The organism is Prevotella sp. E13-27 (assembly GCF_023217965.1).
GTDB lineage: Bacteria > Bacteroidota > Bacteroidia > Bacteroidales > Bacteroidaceae > Prevotella.
Map to the genome: position 1 here is coordinate 897,122 of NZ_JALPSC010000002.1, position 22,374 is coordinate 919,495.

Below are 22,374 nucleotides of genomic sequence, written 5' to 3' on the forward strand. Positions count from 1 at the left end.
AGGTCATTTTATCACTATCATAGCGCAACATTATTCATGACAATTCACATCTTCAATCCAGAACACGATCTTGCTCTTGCATCAAACCTAAGAAACTTCACATCACCACATGCAGGTCGTCAGCTACGTCACGATCTCAGCTGGTTGCCTGCTCTATGGGCAAGCGAGGGAGACAAGGTTCTCGTAGATGACTGCGAAAACGCTATGAATGGTTATCGGATATTGTTACGTGAAGTGAACCGCCTAAACGCTAAAAGCGTTCTTACCAAACACTCAGAGCGTTCTAACCAAACGCTCAGAGCAAATGAATCAATCTTTGTTGCAAAGCCATACGACTTTAATGATACTACTTCTATATCACCATGGGGATGGAACCAAGCCTTACGTTTCCAATTGAAAAACGCTGGTGCTCCCCTATCTGTTTTACCAACAGAAGAAGCAATAGATATAATTAGGAATCTATCACACAGGAGGAGCTCAAGCATTTTGCTAAACAGCATTCACGAAAGTATTAAGGACAAAAGCATTATAGGTAAATCAACGGAATGCTATTCAATAGATGAAATCACTTCACTATTAAAAGAGCACAAGTCAATTGTAATAAAGGCTCCTTGGTCATCCAGCGGACGAGGAGTAAGGTTCATTGACAACGAGATTAATGCATCTACTGAAGGATGGCTTAGAAACACTCTTCAAAGACAGGGAAGCGTAATGGTTGAGCCACACTATTCAAGAATAAAAGACTTCGCTATGGAGTTCACAGCTAATGCCGACAAGACTATCAGTTATTGCGGTCTGTCACTATTCGACACAACGAATGGAGCATATACAGGCAACCTTCTTGCCACAGAAAGCCAAAAAGAAGTAATAATTAGCAGATTTATTTCTCCATCGTTACTTGCCGATATCCGCAACGCCATTTGTTTGAAAATGGAAAGCATTATCGATGGGCATTATGTTGGACCATTTGGCATTGACATGATGATTATTGGTAATTCAGAAGCCGATTGTGAGCAAAAACATTTTTATGTAAATCCCTGCATAGAGATTAATCTTCGAAGGACAATGGGACATGTTGCATTAGCACTAACAAAAGCCATTAATCCTTTGAACGACAATGATTTCACACGAATCATGCGGATAACATTCGAAGACAATCAATACAAATTAAAGATTCAAAGATAACAATTTAGCTTATATACTTTTTACAACAGTCAATCCTTAGCGAAGGAGTTACATAGCAACAAAGTATATAATTTAGACTTTTTTAAAGTAAAAGCACGCAAATTTACGCAAAAAAAGTAGTAATTTTGTGCGGTTTATGAAGACAACAGACAAAAAGGAAGGTGTGCGCCAAGCTGTAGAGCGCATACTTACTAATTATCTTGAGATTAACAATCATCGCAAAACGCCTGAACGTTACGCGATATTAAAGGGCGTCTACAGCATGAATGGGCACTTTACGCTCGACGAATTGGGCGAAAAGATGAGCGAAGTATACAAGTTCCCTGTATCAAGGGCAACTCTGTATAACACTCTTAACCTGTTCATGGAGATTCGTCTCGTAATAAGACATCGTTTTCAAGGCGCTACAAAATATGAAGCATGCTACGAAGACGAAAGCCATTGTCACCAAATATGCACCATGTGTGGCAAAGTGACTGAAGTTAAAGCCCCAGAAATAGCCGATGCAATAGACCAGTTGCGCCTTAAGCGATTCCGCAAAGACGGTTTCTCACTGTATATCTACGGAATCTGTTCTAATTGTCAGTCGGCAATAACTCGTAAAAAGAAGAACAATTTATATAAACACAAAGACAATGAATAAAGGTAAGGTTGACGTTCTGCTGGGACTCCAGTGGGGCGATGAAGGTAAAGGAAAGGTAGTTGACGTGCTCACTCCACGCTACGACGTAGTAGCACGTTTTCAGGGAGGACCTAACGCTGGCCACACTCTTGAGTTTGAAGGTCAGAAATACGTACTTCGTTCCATTCCATCAGGAATATTTCAGGGCGAAAAGACCAACATCATCGGCAATGGTGTAGTACTCGCTCCAGATTTGTTCATGGAAGAGGCAAAAGCCCTTGAGCAGAGTGGTCATGAGCTAAAGTCAAGACTGCACATCTCCAAGAAAGCCCATCTCATCATGCCAACCCACCGCGTACTTGATGCTGTCTATGAACTGCAGAAAGGCAAGAATAAAGTAGGCACAACAGGAAAAGGCATTGGCCCAACATATACTGACAAAGTGAGCCGTGTAGGTCTTCGTGTAGGCGATATCCTTGAGAACTTCGAAGAGAAATACAACAAGGCCAAAGCGCGTCACGAGTCTATCATTAAATCTGTTTTGTCAACTCTTCCTGCAGAAGAGGCAAACAGTTTTGTATATGATATTACTGAGGTTGAGAAGAAATGGCTTGAAGGTGTTGAATACCTCCGTCAGTTCCCCATCGTCGATTCAGAGCATGAGATTAACAACCTGCTCCGTTCAGGCAAGAGCATTCTTTGTGAAGGCGCTCAGGGTACTATGCTCGATATTGATTTCGGCTCTTACCCCTTCGTTACATCATCCAACACCATCTGTGCAGGTGCATGCACAGGCTTGGGCATTGGTCCTAATAAAATAGGTGATGTCTATGGCATCATGAAAGCCTATTGCACTCGTGTTGGCGCAGGCCCATTCCCTACAGAACTCTTCGATGAGACAGGCAAGAAGATTCGCGACCTTGGTCACGAGTATGGCGCTGTCACAGGACGTGAGCGCCGCTGTGGATGGATAGACCTTGTAGCTCTGAAATACTCCATCATGGTTAATGGTGTGACAAAGCTCATAATGATGAAGAGCGACGTTCTCGATGGTTTCGACACTATCAAGGCTTGCGTGGCTTACAAGCAGAACGGCAACGAGATTGACTATTTCCCATACAATATTGAAGACAACATTGAGCCGGTTTACAAAGAGCTCCCAGGATGGAAGCAGGACATGACAAAGCTTACTAGCGAAGATCAGTTCCCAAAAGCATTCAAGGACTATGTTGACTTCCTCGAGAAAGAACTTGAAACACCAATTGCAATTATCAGTATAGGTCCAGACCGCGACCAGACAATAGAAAGAAATGGCAAATAAACCAAGCATTCCAAAGGGAACACGCGACTTCGGTCCCATAGAGATGGCGAAGCGCAACTACATATTCAACACTATACGCTCAGTTTATGAGCTTTATGGATTCCAGCAGATAGAGACACCTGCTCAGGAGACCCTGCAGACCCTCATGGGTAAATATGGTGAAGAGGGTGACAAGCTTCTCTTCAAGATTCTCAACAGCGGTGACTATCTTTCAAAAGTTTCTGACGAGGAGTTCAGCGAGCGCAATTCGTTACGCCTTGCCGCAAAGCTCTGCGAGAAAGGTTTGCGTTATGATCTGACTGTTCCTTTCGCACGCTATGTCGTTATGCATCGCGACGAGCTTCAACTACCTTTCAAGCGCTATCAGGTTCAGCCAGTATGGCGTGCAGACCGTCCTCAGAAAGGTCGCTATCGCGAATTCTATCAGTTCGACGGCGACGTTGTTGGCAGCGACTCATTAATTAATGAGGTTGAACTGATGCAGATTGTTGATACTGTATTCACCCGTTTTGGTGTTAGAGTTCAGATTCACATCAACAACCGCAAGATTCTCACAGGTATTGCAGAGGTAATTGGTGCTGCAGACAAGATTGTTGACATTACTGTTGCAATAGACAAACTGGACAAGATAGGCATTGACAACGTGAATGCTGAACTGAGAGAAGATGGTCTCAGCGAAGAGCAAATAGCAAAGTTACAACCAATCATCTTGCTGGAAGGCACAAACGAAGAAAAGCTTAACACCATAGCCGAAGTGCTTAAAGACAGCGAGACGGGACTAAAAGGCGTAGAGGAAACACGCTATATTCTTAGCATGCTCGGTTCTGCTAATTGCGGTGCAACTGATTCTGTTCCAGCACTTAACAACGAGTTGGTACTCGACCTGACCCTTGCCCGTGGTCTTAGCTATTACACAGGAGCCATCTTCGAGGTAAAGGCATTGGACACACCAATGGGAAGCATCTCTGGAGGCGGACGCTATGACAACCTCACAGGAATCTTCGGTATGCCAGGCTTGTCTGGTGTAGGTATATCTTTCGGCGTTGACCGTATTTACGACGTACTCAACGCCCTCGACCTCTATCCTAAAGATTCTCTCCAGACCTCACAGATTCTCTTCATCAACTTTGGTGAGAAAGAGACTGCATATTGCATGCCTATCGTTGCAAAAGTTCGTGCAGCAGGCATACGCGCTGAGTTGTATCCCGACGCAGCAAAGATGAAGAAGCAGATGTCATACGCTAACGCCAAACAGATTCCATTTGTTGCATTGGCAGGTGACAACGAGATTGCCGAGAATAAGATAACTCTCAAGAACATGGCAACTGGAGAGCAACAGCTTGTAACTTCAGAAGAACTTATAGACAAATTAAAATGAAGAAAATTGCTTTTGCGCTACTCATACTGCTAATGTTGACTGCCGCTGATAAAGAGCGTACTACTACCATCTTTATGATTGGCGACTCAACGATGGCAAACAAAGACATCTCCAAAGGAAAGAAGGAACGCGGATGGGGAATGGCTTTACAATGTTTCTTTGATGATAATATTGTAATTGACAATCATGCCGTCAACGGACGTTCCAGCCTGTCGTTCATCAACGAAGGGCGCTGGGATGCTGTCTTAAAGAAGATGAAACCAGGCGATTATGTCATAATACAGTTCGGCCATAACGATGAGAAGCCGAAGGCAGACCGTCACACCGATCCTGGTTCTACATTCGATTATAACCTTGCGAAGTTTGTACGAGAGACACGCGAACATGGTGGAACACCAATTCTCATGAACTGTGTAGTGCGTCGCAACTTTGCAAAGGTAGCGCCTAAAAACGATGATGACGAAGCCCTTCGCAATCAGACCTTTGCCGATGCGCCAAAGCTTGTTGAAAGCGACTCACTTGTTGACACTCACGGACTATACCGCGTGGCACCACGCGATGTGGCAAAACGCATGAACGTGCATTTCGTTGATGCAAACAAGATAACTCACGATCTTGAGCAAGGGCTTGGCAAAGAAGCATCAAAGAAGTTGCACATGTGGTTCCTTCCTGGTGAAGAGCCAAGCGTGCCAGCAGGAAAGCAGGACAACACACATTATAATATATATGGTGCACACGTTGTCGCTGGATTACTGGCTGATGCATTGTGCGAGGAAATTCCCATCCTTAAGAAATATCGTACTGACGCAGACATGACTGTTGATAGTCACGGACGTGGAGAATACATGAAGCTGAGTGATGCTGTGGAAGAGGCTCTCAAAGACCCTAAGAAAGCAACTACGATTCAGATTCTTGGAGGCACTTGGGAGAAACCGAAGTTACCTAAGAAACACCACATAAGTTTCATCATGCGTGAAGGAGCTGAATGGAAATAGAAAATCGTTGATAATAATTTACTGGACAACATATAGATAAACATAAAACCCACCCTTGAAAAAAAATGGAAGAAAAGGTCAATGAAGTAATACTTCGAAATGTAGCTTTACTCTCTAAACAAGAGACTGCAGAAGAAGCAATGATGCCTGCCGGAGCGGCTCCTCTTCCCTCAGTTGAAGAGGTTCGCCGTATTGTAAGCTTGATTAAGAGCATCATCTTCACCGACTATTTCTACAAGCGACAGCCGGAGCAGCAAATAAAGTCATATTATATAGGTGTCAACATGGAAGAACTCTACGAGCTTCTATGCCGACAGATAGCACGCGGACTTCAGTTCTGCGACGACTGTTCAGACAATGATGTCATTGCTTGTTCAAAGGACATCGCCCTGAAGTTCATAGACCAACTGCCTGAAATAAAACGCTTGCTCTATACCGATGTGGAGGCGATGTTTGTCAATGACCCTGCTGCCACTAACTATGGAGAAGTAATCTATTGCTATCCCGTTGTCAACACCATGACCCACTATCGAGTGGCCCACGCCCTACACAAGATGCAGGTGCCTGTCATCCCAAGAATCATTACTGAACAGGCGCACTCTAAGACAGGTATTGACATACATCCTGGAGCAACGATAGGCGAATACTTTGCCATTGACCACGGCACAGGTGTCGTCATAGGAGAGACATGTATAATTGGCAACCATGTTACTCTGTATCAAGGTGTTACGCTTGGTGCTAAGAGCTTCAAATATGATGCAAATGGAAACATGCTAAACGTTCCTCGCCATCCTATTATTGAGGATAATGTAACCATCTATTCCAATGCATCAATATTGGGTCGCATAACTATAGGTCACCACTCTATCGTTGGCGGTAACATCTGGGTAACAAATGACATTCCACCCTACTCTCGCATTCAGCAGAGTAAAGCCATCGACCTCTCATTCCAAGGAGGACTGGGTATTTAACATTATAGTTTGAACAAAGAAAAAACATAAAATAATTAATTCATATGCTTACACTTAAACTCATAACAGAGGAAACCGACCGCGTCATTCGTGGTCTTGAGAAGAAACATTTCAAAGGAGCTAAAGAAGCTATCGAGCAGGTCTTGGCAGTTGACAAGAAGCGTCGTGAGTCTCAGCAGGAACTGGACAAGAACTTGGCTGATGCAAAGAAGATGGCAGCCCAGATTGGTAGCCTCATGAAGGAAGGCAAAAAAGCTGAAGCCGAAGCCATCAAGAATCAGGTATCGGCAATGAAGGAGACCAACAAGCAGTTAGAAACCACTATGAGCGAGGCTCAGGAAGAGATGACCCGCCTGCTTTGCCAGATACCAAACATCCCCTACGACGAGGTGCCAGAGGGAGCTGCAGCTGAGGACAACCGTGTTGTAAAGAGCAACCTGAAAGAGTGCACAGCCAATGATACTGTTGGCAACTGGGACGTTAATCCTAAGCTGGGCATCGACAATCCCCTGCCCCATTGGGAACTGGCAAAGAAATACAATCTCATTGACTTCGACCTCGGAGTAAAGATTACCGGTGCAGGCTTCCCTGTTTATATTGGTAAGGGTGCTCGTCTTCAGCGTGCCCTCATCAACTTCTTCCTTGACGAGGCTCGTGCATCAGGCTATACCGAGATTATGCCACCGACAGTAGTTAATGCTGCTTCTGGTTACGGTACTGGTCAGCTGCCTGACAAGGAAGGCCAGATGTATCATTGCGAGGTTGATGATTTCTATCTCATTCCAACAGCCGAGGTTCCTGTAACCAACATCTATCGCGACGTTATTCTTGACGAGAAGGACCTCCCAATAAAGAATTGCGCTTATACAGAGTGTTTCCGTCGTGAGGCAGGCTCTTATGGTAAGGATGTTCGTGGTTTGAACCGTCTGCACGAGTTCTCAAAGATTGAGATTGTACGCATCGACAAGCCCGAGCACTCAAAGGAGAGCCACAAGGAGATGCTGGCCCATGTTGAGGGACTGCTTAAGAAGTTGGAGCTTCCCTATCGCATTCTTCTTCTCTGCGGTGGCGACCAGTCATTCACTTCAAGCATCTGCTATGACTTCGAGGTTTATTCTGAAGCACAGGGTCGTTGGCTCGAGGTATCAAGCGTTTCAAACTTCGACACCTATCAGGCAAATCGTCTGAAGTGCCGCTATCGTAACGCTGAGACAAAGAAGACAGAACTCTGCCACACGTTGAATGGTTCTGCTCTTGCCCTGCCTCGCATCGTTGCAGCTCTTCTTGAGAACAACCAGACAGCTGAAGGCATTCGCATTCCAAAGGCTCTCGTACCTTACACAGGATTTGAGCTGATAGACTAATCAAGTTCAAAAACAACAACTTAATATCTAAAAAGGGAAGTTTATACAAAAAAACTTCCCTTTTTATTTGTTTCTATTGCTTATTTTCATACATTTGCAAAAATATTCAATTTATTAACTCTTTAATTTGACTTACCATTATGAAACACTTTAAATTTCTTTCATTGATGCTCATGGTAGCAGTTGCTATGTTTGCATTTATCGCTTGTGGCGATGACGATAAAGACGACAATGGAGGTAAGAACACTAATCCCTCTGAACAGCAAGTCAATCCCAGCGATGTTATAGGTTCATGGACAGCCTTTGCTTTCACGCCTGAAGGCAAAAGCAGAATTGTGCTTGACCGTAGTAATGAATCTCATTGGGAGTATTGCTTGAGATTCGTTCTTACAGCCAACGAGATTACTCAGTATGCCATCAATTACAAGGGTAGTGAGGGCTATCGCGGTCGTGAGGAGAAAACTCTAATCGGCAAATACCGCATTGAAGGAAACACCTTCATCATCTATGATTTCTACGAAGGCTACAATAATGTGAAGGAATACGAGGAAAGCGGTAGCGGCAACAAGTCAACTAAGCCACGCCAAGCTACAATCAGCCTCTCAAACTCTATCTTCACCGTCACCGTGGAAGGCTATGGCACTTATGAGTTGAAGAAGAATGAAGAAGTCAGCATTCTTGGCACTTGGGGTACGACACGCATCGTTGGAAGTGCTAAAGACCCAAATACGCAGCAAGATGTTGAAAACTGGGATAACTATCCTTCAATTAACGATGCTAAGAACGGTAAGGAGAGCCTGAAATACATGGAGTTCACCTTTGATAAAAAATTCTTTAAGTTGCAGGAGTTTAACAAGGAAACACGTGAATTTACGAATATCATGGAGGGAACTTGGCAGCAGAACGGAAATACGTTGTCAGTTGACTTTGGCAACGACAAGAAGAAAACTGTTGAATTAGTATCGCTGACAAAAGACCAACTTGTCATCCATACGAACTACATCGACTACGATTTCAAAGTTAAGGGATCAAAGGAAAAGATTACCGTTATCTACGACGAGACGCTTTATTTCTCTCGCAAATAACGCCCTTCCTTATTCCTCTTATATATAGATGCAGGCAAACTGATTTGCTTGCATCTATTTTTGTTAGAAAACTATGGCTAATTAAAAACAATTTGCTAACTTTGCACCCTAAATAGAAACAAATTGAAATTTTCAAGCAAAGATTATGAACAAAATCGTCAGAAAAGAGCAATTTTCAGAGAAAGTCTTTCTTTTTGAGATTGAAGCTCCGCTTATTGCCAATAGCAGGAAAGCAGGAAACTTTGTCATCGTACGTGTAGGACAGAACGGTGAGCGCATGCCGCTTACCATTGCTGGTGCCGATATTGAGAAGGGAACCATTACCCTCGTTGTACAGCAGGTCGGTCTCTCTTCAAAGAAGCTGTGCATGCTTAACGTTGGCGATTATGTCACCGACGTTGTAGGCCCACTGGGCAATCCCACAAAGATTGAGAAGTTCGGCACAGTGGTGTGTGCTGGTGGCGGTCTTGGCGTTGCTCCCATGCTTCCCATCATCCAGGCATTGAAAGCAGCCGGCAACCGTGTTCTTTCAGTAATGGCAGGTCGCAGCAAAGACCTTATCATTCTTGAAGACAAGGTTCGCGAGAGCTCTGACGAAGTCATCATCATGACCGACGATGGTTCTTATGGTGAGAAAGGTGTTGTAACGGTAGGTATTGAGAAATTTGTCGAGCAGGAGCATGTCGATAAGGTGTTTGCCATCGGTCCTCCAATAATGATGAAGTTCTCTAACCTCACCGCTCAGAAGCACAACATTCCATGCGAGGTCAGCCTTAACACCATCATGGTTGACGGTACCGGCATGTGCGGTGCCTGTCGTCTCACCATCGGAGGCAAGACAAAGTTCGTCTGCATCGATGGTCCTGAGTTCGACGGTGCTCTGGTCGATTGGGACGAGATGTTCAAGCGCATGGGCACATTCAAGCGCGAGGAACAGGAAGAGCTGGCTCACTTTGAGGAGCACTTAACCTCTTCCGACCTCCCCAAAGGGGAGGAGTGCCATGCGGAATCCGGAAGCGACAGCCCCTCCTCTCCTTTGGAGAGGTCGGGTGAGGTATCGGAGTCTCTCACCGACCGTAATGCCGATTGGCGCAAGGCTCTCCAGCAGTCAATGAAGCCAAAGGAGCGTACTCAGATAGAGCGTGTCGTCATGCCAGAGCTCGACCCTGTTTATCGTGCCACTACCCGCACAGAAGAGGTAAACATCGGTCTTACAAAAGAAATGGCCATGACCGAGGCCAAGCGCTGTCTTGACTGCGCTAAGCCATCGTGTGTAGAGGGCTGTCCTGTTAACATCAACATACCTTCATTTATTAAGAACATTGAGCGTGGTGAGTTCCTCGCTGCTGCCAAGGTTCTTAAGCAGACCTCTGCCCTACCCGCTGTCTGCGGTCGTGTATGTCCACAGGAGAAGCAATGCGAGAGCAAGTGCATACATCTGAAGATGAACTCAAAGCCCGTAGCCATTGGCTATCTGGAGCGTTTCGCTGCCGACTACGAGCGCGAGAGCGGCAACATTTCACTCCCTGAGATAGCACCTTCTAACGGCATTAAGATTGCTGTCGTTGGTTCAGGTCCTGCAGGTCTGTCGTTTGCCGGCGATATGGTTAAGAAGGGTTATGATGTCTATGTCTTCGAGGCTCTCCATGAAATTGGCGGCGTGCTGAAATATGGTATCCCTGAGTTCCGTCTGCCTAACAAGATTGTTGACGTTGAGATTCAGAACCTTGCGAAGATGGGAGTACACTTCCAGACTGACGTAATCGTTGGTAAAACCATCACCGTCGAACAGCTTGAGAAACAAGGTTTTAAGGGCATCTTTGTTGGCTCTGGAGCAGGTCTTCCCAACTTCATGGGTATACCTGGTGAGAACTCTATCAACATCATGTCGTCTAACGAATATCTGACACGCGTCAACCTCATGGATGCAGCCAACCCAACCACCGACACTCCTCTTAATCCAGCCAAGAAAGTGCTTGTCGTTGGTGGCGGTAACACAGCTATGGACTCTTGCCGTACGGCTAAGCGCTTAGGCGCCGAGGTGACACTTGTCTATCGCCGTTCAGAGGCTGAGATGCCAGCGCGTCTTGAGGAGGTCAAGCATGCTAAGGAAGAAGGGATCAACTTCCTCACATTGCACAACCCGATAGAGTATCTAGCCGACGAGAACGGTGCTGTTAAAGCCGCCGTGCTTCAGGTAATGGAACTTGGCGAACCTGATGCCAGCGGACGCCGCAGTCCTGTTCCTGTAGAAGGAAAGACCGTCACCCTTGACATTGACCAAGTCATTGTGGCTGTCGGCGTAAGTCCTAACCCACTCGTGCCGAAGAGCATCGAGGGACTTGAGCTCGGTCGCAAGAACACCATCGTTGTCAATGAAGGCATGCAGTCATCGCGCACAGACATCTTCGCTGGTGGCGACATCGTTCGCGGTGGTGCCACAGTCATCCTTGCCATGGGCGATGGTCGTCGCGCAGCAGCAAACATGGACGAATATCTTCAGAACAAATAGTTTAGAGTGTTGTGATTCAGTCGCAACAAGCAACAAATTATGAACGGACTTTATACAATCATACTGCTCATACTAAGTAATGTCTTCATGACGCTTGCTTGGTATGGGCATTTGAAATTATCAGAGACAGGAGTAAGCAGTCATTGGCCGCTCATCGGCATTATAGCTTTCTCGTGGGGCATTGCATTCTTAGAATATTGCTGTCAGGTGCCGGCTAACCGTCTTGGCTTCATCGGCAATGGCGGCCCATTCACGCTTGTTCAGCTGAAAGTTGTTCAGGAATGCATCTCCCTTGCAGTATTTGCAGTCATTGCCAACATCATGTTTCAGGGGCAGAACCTCCACTGGAACCACATCCTGGCATTTCTGCTCATCATCTGCGCCGTCTATCTGGTCTTCATGAAATGAACAGTCAGGACAACGAACTCAAGCAATTAGAACACAAACTCAAGACACTTTTTGTCAAGACCTTTGCCACCTATCACCTACTCGAAGACAACGACAAGATTCTCGTAGGGCTGTCAGGTGGTAAGGATTCGTTGTTTCTTCTTGAGATGCTGGCCAAGCGCAGCAAAATAGACTTTCCTCATTTCAGCGTAGAAGCCATCCATGTGAGAATGGATAACATTCACTATGAGACATCTACCGGCTATCTGAAACAATTCTGCCAGTCACTCGGCGTTCCCCTTCACATTGTCAATACCCGCTTTGATGTTGGCGGCGACAGCTGTCATAGCGGTAGGGATGCCCGCCGCCAGAAGTCGCCATGCTTCCTCTGTTCCTGGAACCGCCGCAAACAGATGTTCAACCTTGCCCAAGAACTCGGTTGCAACAAGATTGCCTTGGGCCATCATCAAGACGACATCATCAACACCGCGCTGATGAACCTCACGTTTCAGGGACGCTTTGACACTATGCCTGCATTGCTGAAGATGAGAAAGATGCCTATCAGCATCATCCGTCCGCTCTGTGCCATGTGCGAAGCCGACATCAAGCGCTATGCCGAACTTAGCCACTATGAGAAGCAGACAAAGCTCTGTCCCTATGAGACCGACAGCCAGCGAACAGGCGTTAAAGAGTTGTTCTCAACGGCCGAAGGACTCAATCCACAAGCCCGCCAATCCATCTGGAATGCCTTGAATAGAGACGGCAAACTCGTAGAATCTGCTTAAAATATTTTAATTATTTCATTTTTATTCTATCTTTCTGCAAGGATTATTGTATCTTTGCGTCTTAGTCATGAAGATACTCTGTATCTTTGCAAACGAAAATTTATCAAGAATACAGAAAGAAACATGAAAAAACTATTCATATTCATCACTTGCCTGCTGCTCGTTTCTCCCGTAAGCATCAGCGCCCAGCGTAAGGCAGTTAAAAAGCAGGGCAAGAATGTTGTTGCCGATGACCCCAAGTTCCTTAGCATGCTCAATTCCACGGCACAGCTAACCGTTATCGACAGCATCGTTGTTGACAGTGCCTCCTATCTTGACGCCATACTTGCCAACCCTGAAGAAGGACGCGTAACCACCTATGACCGTTTCTTTGAAGGTGAAGGCAAGGAGATTGTCTATCTCAATGAGATAGGCAACAAATGCATCTATTCTGGCTATGACGAGGATCTTGAGACCAAGGTGCTCTACCAGCGCACACTCCTTGGCGACGGATGGACCTATGGTGAAGAGCTACAGGGACTCAACGAGGACGGTCGTCTCTACGACTTCGACTATCCCTACCTCATGCCCGACGGCGTAACGCTCTACTTCTCTGCCAAGAGCGTCGATGGCCTTGGCGGCTACGATATCTACCGCACACGCTTCGATGCCGACAAGGGCACCTTCCTGCGCCCTGAGAACCTTGGACTGCCGTTCAACTCATCAGCCGATGACTATATGTTCGTTATCGACGAGGAAAACCAGCTGGGCTATTTCGCCACCAACCGTCGTCAGCCTCAGGGAAAGACCTGCGTCTATACATTCATTCCCCTTGACACACGCAAGACTGTTTCTACAGACAATCCCAACCTTCGTTCTCTGGCTAATCTTGAGAAGATTTCCGACACATGGAATGATGCCAACCTCATCAAAACATCATTACGCCGCAAAGAACAAGTAGAAAAGCTGGCCATAGCCAAAAGGACATCCGTAAAGCCAGAGTCCTTCCAGTTCGTCATCAACGACAGCACCGTTTATACCAAAATGAACGACTTCAAGATGCCCGCCAGCCGCCAGCTGATGAGAGACATCATTGACCACAAGAAACAGCTGTCGTTACTCGAAGTGTCGCTACAGAAAGCTCGCAACTACTATGCCACAGCTTCTGCCGACGAGAAGAAGAAGCTTGCTCCCGAGATTCTTGAGAGCGAGAAGCAGGAAGAATTGCTTCGCAACGCTATAATCCGTAAGGAAAAGACTATCCGAAATACTGAAAACTTAAAACAATAACTATTCTTAATGCTATGGAAAGAAAAACATTTGCACCATCAGAACTCATCATCAACGAAGATGGCTCCTGCTTCCATCTTCATCTGCGTCCAGAACAACTTGCCGACCGAGTAGTCCTCGTTGGTGACCCAGCGCGAGTAAACACCGTTGCAGCCCATTTCGACACAATAGAATGCGATGTTCAGAGTCGTGAGTTCCACACCATCACCGGCACCTACAAAGGCAAGCGCATCACCTGCCAAAGCCACGGCATAGGCTGCGACAACATAGACATAGTGATGAACGAGCTCGACACTCTGGCCAACATCGACTATAACACCCGCACCGAGAAAGACAGCCATCGCACGCTCACCTGCGTTAGAATAGGCACCTGCGGCGGTCTGCAGCCATTCACACCTACAGGCTGCTTCGTTGCATCAGTAAAGAGCATCGGTTTCGACGGTCTTCTCAACTACTATGCAGGTCGCAACCAAGTGTGCGATCTGGCTTTGGAAGAAGCGTTCAAGAAGCACATGCAGTGGGATCCCATCAAAGGCGCTCCCTACGTGGCAGTAGCCGATGCCCAGCTCATCGACAAGATAGCCCAGGACGATATGGTACGCGGCTACACCGTTGCCTGCGGCGGCTTCTATGGTCCACAGGGCCGCGAGCTTCGCGCACCTATTGCCGACCCGAAGCAGAACGAGAAGATTGAGGCGTTCGAATACGACGGCATGCGCATCTGCAACTTCGAGATGGAGTCCAGCGCCCTTGCCGGTCTGGCTTCACTCCTCGGCCATCGCGCCATGACCTGCTGCATGGTCATCGCCAACCGCTATGCCAAAGAGATGAACACCCAGTACAAGAACTCCATCGACACACTCATTCAGAAAGTACTCGACCGCATTTAATGAATCTCACATCTCACCCCTCACCTCTCACCTCTGGAGTGGATACCATATGTGCGCTAGCCACCGCCCCGGGTGGTGCCATCGGAATAATAAGAATCTCAGGTGCCCGGTCGCTTGAGATTCTTTCTCGTATATTCACCAAAGACCTCACAACGGCCCAGCCAAACACCATCCACTACGGCCACATCGTCGAGCGTGTGGCGGCACCGTCGCCACAAATCATCGACGAGGTCTTGGTCTCCGTCTTCCGTGCGCCCCACTCCTACACTGGCGAAGAGAGCGCAGAGGTGTCCTGTCATGGCTCGCGCTATATCCTTAACAAGGTCCTTGAGCTGCTCATCCAAAACGGCTGCCGCATGGCCCAGTCAGGCGAGTTCACCCAGCGTGCCTACCTCAATGGGAAGATGGACCTCTCGCAGGCCGAAGCCGTGGCCGACCTCATTGCTTCGAGCAACAGAACAACCCATCAGATGGCTATGAGCCAGCTGCGTGGACAGTTTTCATCAGAACTTTCACAACTGCGTGATAAATTACTGAAACTCACCTCATTATTAGAGTTAGAACTCGACTTCTCTGACCACGAAGACCTGGTGTTTGCCGACCGCAGCGAATTGCTGCAAATAGCCCTCGACACAGATGCTCGCATCTCCCGCTTGGCACAGTCGTTCGAGACTGGCAATGCTCTGAAGAACGGCATTCCCGTGGCCATCGTTGGTGCGCCCAACGTTGGTAAGAGCACTCTCCTCAACGCCCTCGTTGGCGAGGAGCGCGCCATCGTGAGCGACATTCAAGGCACCACGCGCGACGCCATTGAAGACACCATCCAGCTGGGAGGCATCACCTTCCGCTTCATTGACACCGCAGGCATACGCCACACCGACGACAAGATAGAAAATCTCGGCATAGAGCGCTCCAAGGCTGCTGCTCAGCGTGCACGCATCATCCTGCTGATGACCCAACCAGGAGTGCCCTACCCCGATGTGCCCATCCGTGACGACCAGACCGTCATTCGCATTGAAAACAAGACCGAGGCCTTCCAGGCCAAATATGGTGTCGGTCTCGACCAGTTACGCCAACAGCTCATCGAGGCAGCGCCAAAGGCCGACGACAGCGACATCATCGTCACCTCTGCCCGTCAGTATGAAGCGCTTACCAGAGCCCACGAGAACCTGCAGCGCGTCATCGACGGTCTGCAGACGCAGCTCAGCGGCGACCTCATATCCGAAGACCTCAACCTTGTCCTTGATGACCTCTCCGACATCACCGGCCAAGGTCGCATAGTCCCCACCGAAGTGTTAGGCAACATCTTCAAGCATTTCTGCGTGGGAAAGTAGATTTTGCGTTGGAAAATAGATTTTGCGTTGGAAAATAGATTTCAATTAATTGACACACAGGTTATTACATCGTTTAATTAGAGTATTTTAACAAGTAAGCAAGGATTAATCAAGATTAAATGTAATTACCTATAGGTCAGCAGATTAACGAATTTGTTAATCAAGTTTTATTATTACATTCTGCATAAGATTTCGTCAGAAGTGATGGAAAAAACATTCAAAAATCTGCAAATATCTGAGACTCATTTTCAGAGTTGTTTACACCCCAAATTTGCAGATGTTTGCAGATTCTAAAATCGCATCAATTCATAGATTGCTCTTAGCGATATTTGTCAAACAATTTAACAAGCCAGTACATCCGTGCCATTTTTTTCTAATTTCTGCGCACAAGCCGTGAGGCTGAATGCCATTAATGCCGTGCAAATAACTGTAATCAGTTTCATATTGTCTTCTATTTACTTGTTCTTTGCTACCTTGACCCATACAGGCTCCTCGCTCATGGCAGGCTTGTTGACTGCCATCACACCTGAGAGGTTGTGGGGCACGTATGGCTCTTCTAGATAGCGGATGTCATCGGCGGTCAGATGGACATCAAGCGACTTTACGGCACCTTCGATATGGTGCAGCTTGGTGGCTCCCACAATGGGTGAATCCACCTTGGTCAGCAACCAGGCAAGGGAAATCTGAGTCATCTCCACATCATAGCGATTGGCCAGTTCCACTACGCGATTCACGATGCGGTTGTCCTGCTCAGCGGTGGCATCGTATTTGAAGTGCATGAACGAGTCTTCAGTCTGTCGCTTCGAAGTCTCGCCCGGACGCTTGGCCAGCTTGCCAGAAGCCAGTGCGCTGTATAAAGAGTTCAAGACCCGTATCGACGTGCTGGAACTGGAAGAAACATTGGCTGTTCTCCGTGTGCTGGAAGAAGGCTGGGGCGGCAGCATCGATTTCACAGACGTATTGCTTCTGCTGAAGATTGACGGACAGTGGAAGTGCGTGGCAAAAGCTTACAACCAGAACTCTAACACTATTTCCAAGTAAATACTTCTTTGGTCTGCAAGATTTTCACTAATTTTGCAGAACATATTGTTTGTATGGATAAGACAACAAAATTCCCATCAGCTCTGATTAGCGGCGACTGTACCATGCCGTCGCTACGGCTCGACGGTGGCAGCATCATAGACCAGTGCATCGTAACTGCTGGCGAAAGCGGGACTTTTTTTCTGGAACAGCATCTGCTCTATGTGGTGCTGGGAGGCAGCGTGAAGCTGACCTGCGGACGGCAGTCGTGGACGGTGGGCAAAAACGAGATGATTCTGCTACGCAAGGCGCACAGCGTCAGCTACGAGAAGAAAGGCTCGACGGAGACGGGACTCTTCGAGAGTCAGCTATTTGCTATCAACGACGAACTGTTGAAGGACTTCCTCACCACACAGCAAGTCAACGTGCCTCCAATGACCGAAGAATTTGGAGCGCAGGTGTCGCCCATGAGCGATCGCCTCGTGGCCTATTGTTGGTCGTTGGCACCATACTTTAACGACTCGTTGCAGGTCAGCCCAGGACTGCTACGTCTGAAGGTGATGGAACTGCTTTACAATGTGATGGACTGCTCGAAGAACATCTTCCGCCAGATGCTCCAGTTGCGCCAGCCTGTAAAAGTGGACGTTCATCGCGTGGTGGAAGAGAACTACACATCGCCCATCTCCATCGAAGAACTGGCTTATCTCTCAGGTCGTTCACTCTCCAGTTTCAAGCGCGACTTCCAGAGCATCTATGGTGTGTCCCCAGCCAAATGGATTCGTGAAAAACGACTGTCGAAAGCCCGTCAGATGCTTCTGTCCTCTCAGATGTCCGTAGCTGATGTCGCATATAGTCTTGGTTTTGAGAATCCGACACATTTCAGCCGAATCTTCAAGCAGCAATATGGTGCATCGCCATCCACGTTTGGCAATCGCCAATAGCTATCAGTAAACCTAACATGAAAACTACAGCCCTTGTGCTGACAATTACAATATATATATGAGAAAGACAATATTTACCATTCTGCTCCTGTCAATATCAGCGATGTCAGCATGGGCCTATCAGAAAGAAAAAATCTACATTAACTCCGGCGGCAAGCAGCGCAACATACTTGTCTATACACCCGACGAACTGCCAGCAGGCAGTCCGCTCTTCATCACCACTCATGGCATGGGCGGCAATTCAGAGAATCAGGCAGAGCACGACAGGATGTACGAACTTGTTGACACAGCCAAGTTCGTCATGGTCTATCCTCGCGCAGATGGCGACTACTGGGATATTAGCGGCACTACAGACCAGAACTTCATCATCAAGGTTATCGACGAGATGGCAACACGCTACAAGATTGACCGTAAGCGCGTCTATTGGTCTGGCTTCTCCATGGGTTCAATGCTGTTGTTCCACTGCATGCCCAACATGCTTGACAAGATTGCTGCCTTTGCCCCCACCAGCGGAATACAGTTCAGTGAGGAGCCTTGGAAGAAATGTGCAAAGAAGGTGAATGTCATGGAGTGCATTGCCTATAACGACAATGCTTTCACATACAACAAATACAACATTCGCGGCTATATGGAGAATATGGCAAATATGAATCGCTATACTAAATACAAGAAGCAGTCGGGCTATCGCACCAAGAACGGCACGTCATGGTTCGACGGCGACCGCGAACTGTGGCTCAATGAAAAGACTGGTCACGAGGTGGTGCTCTACTCCTACAATTATAGCGGTAAGGGGTCGCACACACCAGTTGCTGAGAACTCCTACGAAATATGGAACTGGTGCAAGCGGTTTACACTGAATCCTGATGCTCCAGGAAACTCCACACAAGAAGAGGCAGAGGTGGTTCATTACGACGCAACTGCCAAGAATGCATGGGTTGCCACTCCAACCAGTGGTATTCTGAGCGGGTCTGATATTACCTTCAATGGTGCAACAGTAACTATTGGAGCACCAGACGACGCTGTCACTTGGGCTTGGCATGCGGGCAACCAGGGGCTACTACCGTCGCAGATGCCCTCAACCGGCGGAACCATTGAGACACTCATCACATCGTTCTCCGACACTGAACCATACGGCGAACTACCCACTCATGGTGCTTTTCTGAAGATAGAACCTTCTACAGCCAGTAAAATTACCATCAGCGGCAAGGCTTCGGCAAACGCTGCACAGCCACTGGTATTCGTTGCTTGCCTGAATAACAACCCGCTATCCCCCGAGTCAGTAAAGATAACACCATGGGATAACGACGTGACACAATGGACGTATGAGGTCGATGCAAACCATGTCTATTACTTCTTCCAACAGGCATACCCCGGACAACTCACAGCCTACCGCTTCACACTCCGGAGCATTTCGTTTGAGTGTAATGTGGAGGCATCGGTCACAGATTTGCATTATTCAAGAAATCAGCAGAATGTCATCTACGAACTTGACGGCATTCACCGTAACGACGTTCAACGTGGATTGAATATCGTGGTAACAGCCGGCGGCAGCATCAAGAAAATTCTCAGCAGATAGCAGATTATATATAAAAGAAAGAACTATGAAAAAAAGACTGTTTATAGCAGCAACATGCCTGACGGCGACAGTTAGCCTGATGGCACAGGGCGGTCCCACGATGGGCTGGAGTTCGTGGAATACCTACGGCGTGAACATCAGCGACGCGCTCATCCGTCGGCAGGCAGACGCGATGGTATCAAAAGGATTGAAAGATGTGGGCTACAATCACATCAATATCGACGATGGCTTTTTGGGTGGACGCAATACGGAAACTGGCGAACTTATCATCCATCCCACACGTTTCCCCAACGGACTCAAACCCGTAGCCGACTACATCCATTCAAAGGGTCTTAAAGCAGGAATCTACAGCGATGCCGGTGCAAACACATGCGGTAATATGTACAATGGCGATGTGCTCAGCGTGAATGTCGGACTCTACAACTACGACCAGCACGATGCCGACTTCTACTTCAAGGAGTGCGGTTTCGACTTCATCAAGGTGGACTTCTGCGGCGGTGACGCTCCACAGAACACACAGCATCTGGCTCTCGACCCGCAAAAACGCTACACCGCCATCAGCAACGCCATCAAAGATACCGGTCGAAACGATGTGCGACTGAACGTATGCCGCTGGGACTATCCCGGCACATGGGTTCACGACGTGGCATTCTCCTGGCGCACCACCCACGACATCTGGGACGGCTGGCCATCAGTGAAGGGTATTCTTGCTGAAAACCTATACATGAGTGCCTACAGCTACGACGGCCGCTTCAACGACATGGACATGCTCGAGGTGGGACGCTCCATGACTACCGAGGAAGACAAGACCCACTTCGGCATGTGGTGTATCATGAATTCTCCACTGCTCATAGGCTGCGACCTCGAAAACATCAAGACCACAACACTCAATCTGCTGAAAAACGAAGAACTGATAGCCCTCAATCAGGATCCGCTCTATCAGCAGGCATACATCGTAGCACTTTCCAACAGCTGTTACATTCTGGTGCGAGACATTGAAGAACTGAACGTCACCAAACGCGCCTTCGCCATCTACAATCCCGACGATGCTTCCAAACAGGCAACCGTACGATTTGCCGACCTGTGCCTCGGCGGAAAGGTGAAGCTCCGCGACCTGTTCCAGAAGAAAGACCTGGGCGAGTTTTCCGACAGTTACAACTTAACCATCCCTGCCCACGGCACCCGTATCTACACCGCTGAAGGCGAGCAGCGGCTGGAGCGCACCCGCTACGAAGCCGAGACTGCCTACATCAGCAACTATCAGGAACTGAAAAACAATCAGGCAGAACATACAGGCATATATGAATATGCCGACTACTGCTCATCAGGACTGAAGGCAGGGTGGCTTGGCTACAACGAAAAGAACGACCTTGTTTGGCGCGATGTATATAGCAACGACGGAGGTGACTACAAACTTACCATCGCATATATCTCAGGTGAGAACCGAAACATCCGCATTGACATCAATGGGAAGCGCGTCAATACAGTCAATGTCAACTCTGGCGGTTGGAGTACAGTGGCAAGAAAAACCATCACCATACACCTGGAGAAAGGGCGCAACACCATCCGCCTATCAAACAGCACCAACTGGATGCCCGACATCGACTACATCGACCTTGTGCCTGTGGCAACACCCGACGACATCGGAGCGGTCAACGCAGACAAGCACCAGGATTCATACGCGTTCGACACAGCTGGCCGTCCCGCCACACAGGCAACACGACTCCGCATTATGAACGGAAAGAAAATGCTTGTACAATGAAGGGATGGCTGGAAAAGCATAATCTATAATTGTAACGAAAGATATTTAGCGGGTTGAAGTGACGATTTGCAACACTTCCGCCCGTCTTTTTGCACTTTTAACGCACAAAGAGGAAATACTTGGATAGCTATTCCAATTAAGGAAGCCAGGGAAACCATGCATGCCTCGCTGGTCTATGTCAAGGGTATGTATCAGCGCAATGCCGTAAAGGAATTCTTCAAGCGTATGCAGATAGGGAAAATCTGAATCAGTTGAGGAAACGATTAATTATTTAGAAATATTTATCCATTTCGATATTCGGCTGGTGTCATCCCCGTCTCGCGCTTGAAGAACTTGGAGAAGAACGAGGGATTAGGGAAGTTCAGCGACTCAGCGATCTGCCAGATGGGCAGGTCGCTGTATTTCAGTTGTAGTTTGGCCTGCTGGATGATGTGGCGATGAATCCATTGCATGACTGTCTGTCCGCTGACTTCCCGGATGACGGATCCAAGATGGTTGGGTGTCAGGCAGAGATGGTCGGCATAGAAGGCGATGGCATGTTCACGAGCGGCATGCTCGTTGACGAGAATGGTAAAGCGATGAAAAATATCCTCCTGACGGCTGACGGGATGACGCTTCCTTTCTGCGTTTTCTTTATTATATATAAGGCGGAGTTCGGAGAGGAGCGCCGTTTGCAAGGCACGGACAGAGGAATGTGACAGGGGCTGGCGCTTGACGGTATGCCAGAGCAGACGGAAATACTCGTCAGTAAGCTGCCAGTCGTCATCGTTCAAATGAAAAGTCGTACACTCCTTGAAAAGTGTCTCTTTTGGTAACTCCCGATAGGAGAAGGTCTGGATGTCGAACTCATCGTCCATCTCTTCAATTTCGAATACGGAGTCGGCTGACACAACAAGCAGCATACCTGTCTGTAAGTCATGCGGTTCCATATTGATAATGCTGTGAGCTTTAGTTTTTTTTGTTAAAATCAAACTCAT

The 22,374-nt window shown here is 47.6% G+C and carries 20 protein-coding genes; 18 read left to right on the forward strand and 2 right to left on the reverse strand.

Annotated features, from left to right (window positions below; all coding sequences use genetic code 11):
• The first annotated feature begins 36 nt into the window (after positions 1 to 36).
• From M1L52_RS12700 to mnmE, 14 genes are all read left to right on the forward strand, one after another.
• Positions 37 to 1,185, forward strand: coding sequence for a hypothetical protein (locus tag M1L52_RS12700; protein WP_248615418.1), 1,149 nt, complete (start codon positions 37 to 39; stop codon positions 1,183 to 1,185).
• A gap of 136 nt (positions 1,186 to 1,321) precedes the next feature.
• Entirely contained in the window at positions 1,322 to 1,828 is a 507-nt protein-coding gene (locus M1L52_RS12705; protein WP_248615419.1) for a Fur family transcriptional regulator, read from the forward strand.
• Positions 1,821 to 3,128: an adenylosuccinate synthase gene (locus tag M1L52_RS12710; RefSeq protein WP_248615420.1), complete on the forward strand. Its 1,308-nt coding sequence runs from the start codon at positions 1,821 to 1,823 to the stop codon at positions 3,126 to 3,128. Before M1L52_RS12705 ends, M1L52_RS12710 begins: the two co-directional genes overlap by 8 nt.
• On the forward strand, positions 3,118 to 4,506 hold the full coding sequence (gene hisS, locus M1L52_RS12715) for a histidine--tRNA ligase (protein ID WP_248615421.1): 1,389 nt from the start codon (positions 3,118 to 3,120) through the stop codon (positions 4,504 to 4,506). Before M1L52_RS12710 ends, hisS begins: the two co-directional genes overlap by 11 nt.
• The gene (locus tag M1L52_RS12720) at positions 4,503 to 5,501 is read left to right on the forward strand and encodes a rhamnogalacturonan acetylesterase (RefSeq protein ID WP_248615422.1); all 999 of its coding nucleotides are present in this window, start codon (positions 4,503 to 4,505) and stop codon (positions 5,499 to 5,501) included. Before hisS ends, M1L52_RS12720 begins: the two co-directional genes overlap by 4 nt.
• A gap of 65 nt (positions 5,502 to 5,566) precedes the next feature.
• Positions 5,567 to 6,472 carry a serine O-acetyltransferase gene (locus tag M1L52_RS12725; RefSeq protein ID WP_248615423.1) on the forward strand — a complete coding sequence of 302 codons (906 nt, stop codon included), beginning with the start codon at positions 5,567 to 5,569 and terminating at the stop codon, positions 6,470 to 6,472.
• A gap of 44 nt (positions 6,473 to 6,516) precedes the next feature.
• Positions 6,517 to 7,836, forward strand: coding sequence for a serine--tRNA ligase (gene serS / locus M1L52_RS12730; RefSeq protein WP_248615424.1), 1,320 nt, complete (start codon positions 6,517 to 6,519; stop codon positions 7,834 to 7,836).
• 140 nt (positions 7,837 to 7,976) lie between these two features.
• Positions 7,977 to 8,921: a lipocalin family protein gene (locus M1L52_RS12735; protein ID WP_248615425.1), complete on the forward strand. Its 945-nt coding sequence runs from the start codon at positions 7,977 to 7,979 to the stop codon at positions 8,919 to 8,921.
• A 145-nt stretch (positions 8,922 to 9,066) separates the two neighbouring features.
• The gene (locus M1L52_RS12740) at positions 9,067 to 11,433 is read left to right on the forward strand and encodes a bifunctional dihydroorotate dehydrogenase B NAD binding subunit/NADPH-dependent glutamate synthase (protein WP_248615426.1); all 2,367 of its coding nucleotides are present in this window, start codon (positions 9,067 to 9,069) and stop codon (positions 11,431 to 11,433) included.
• A gap of 39 nt (positions 11,434 to 11,472) precedes the next feature.
• Entirely contained in the window at positions 11,473 to 11,841 is a 369-nt protein-coding gene (locus M1L52_RS12745) for a DMT family protein (protein WP_248615427.1), read from the forward strand.
• Positions 11,838 to 12,605, forward strand: a complete 768-nt coding sequence (locus M1L52_RS12750) for a tRNA 2-thiocytidine biosynthesis TtcA family protein (RefSeq protein WP_248615428.1) — start codon at positions 11,838 to 11,840, stop codon at positions 12,603 to 12,605. Before M1L52_RS12745 ends, M1L52_RS12750 begins: the two co-directional genes overlap by 4 nt.
• Before the next feature lie 123 nt (positions 12,606 to 12,728).
• Positions 12,729 to 13,874, forward strand: a complete 1,146-nt coding sequence (locus M1L52_RS12755; RefSeq protein ID WP_248615429.1) for a hypothetical protein — start codon at positions 12,729 to 12,731, stop codon at positions 13,872 to 13,874.
• Between the two features lie 14 nt (positions 13,875 to 13,888).
• On the forward strand, positions 13,889 to 14,764 hold the full coding sequence (locus tag M1L52_RS12760; protein WP_248615430.1) for a nucleoside phosphorylase: 876 nt from the start codon (positions 13,889 to 13,891) through the stop codon (positions 14,762 to 14,764).
• The gene (gene mnmE / locus M1L52_RS12765) at positions 14,764 to 16,098 is read left to right on the forward strand and encodes a tRNA uridine-5-carboxymethylaminomethyl(34) synthesis GTPase MnmE (protein ID WP_248615431.1); all 1,335 of its coding nucleotides are present in this window, start codon (positions 14,764 to 14,766) and stop codon (positions 16,096 to 16,098) included. Before M1L52_RS12760 ends, mnmE begins: the two co-directional genes overlap by 1 nt.
• 455 nt (positions 16,099 to 16,553) lie before the next feature.
• Here the strand turns inward: mnmE and M1L52_RS12770 are convergent, their stop codons facing one another.
• On the reverse strand, positions 16,554 to 16,964 hold the full coding sequence (locus M1L52_RS12770) for an aldo/keto reductase (RefSeq protein ID WP_248615432.1): 411 nt from the start codon (positions 16,962 to 16,964) through the stop codon (positions 16,554 to 16,556).
• Between M1L52_RS12770 and M1L52_RS12775 the strand changes: the two genes are divergently transcribed.
• The 4 genes from M1L52_RS12775 to M1L52_RS12790 are packed head-to-tail and all read left to right on the forward strand — an operon-like array spanning position 16,876 to position 21,397.
• Positions 16,876 to 17,139 carry a nuclear transport factor 2 family protein gene (locus M1L52_RS12775; protein ID WP_248615433.1) on the forward strand — a complete coding sequence of 88 codons (264 nt, stop codon included), beginning with the start codon at positions 16,876 to 16,878 and terminating at the stop codon, positions 17,137 to 17,139. The two genes, M1L52_RS12770 and M1L52_RS12775, sit on opposite strands and share 89 nt — an antisense overlap.
• A gap of 53 nt (positions 17,140 to 17,192) precedes the next feature.
• Positions 17,193 to 18,059: a helix-turn-helix domain-containing protein gene (locus tag M1L52_RS12780; protein ID WP_248615434.1), complete on the forward strand. Its 867-nt coding sequence runs from the start codon at positions 17,193 to 17,195 to the stop codon at positions 18,057 to 18,059.
• Positions 18,060 to 18,117: 58 nt separating this feature from the next.
• The gene (locus M1L52_RS12785; RefSeq protein WP_248615435.1) at positions 18,118 to 19,635 is read left to right on the forward strand and encodes an alpha/beta hydrolase family esterase; all 1,518 of its coding nucleotides are present in this window, start codon (positions 18,118 to 18,120) and stop codon (positions 19,633 to 19,635) included.
• A gap of 25 nt (positions 19,636 to 19,660) precedes the next feature.
• Positions 19,661 to 21,397, forward strand: a complete 1,737-nt coding sequence (locus M1L52_RS12790) for an alpha-galactosidase D (RefSeq protein WP_248615436.1) — start codon at positions 19,661 to 19,663, stop codon at positions 21,395 to 21,397.
• Positions 21,398 to 21,678: 281 nt separating this feature from the next.
• On the opposite strand, the gene M1L52_RS12795 is transcribed toward M1L52_RS12790, so the two are convergent.
• A complete protein-coding gene (locus tag M1L52_RS12795) occupies positions 21,679 to 22,326 on the reverse strand; it encodes a helix-turn-helix domain-containing protein (protein ID WP_248615437.1) in 648 nt (215 codons plus the stop codon).
• Positions 22,327 to 22,374 lie beyond the last annotated feature (48 nt).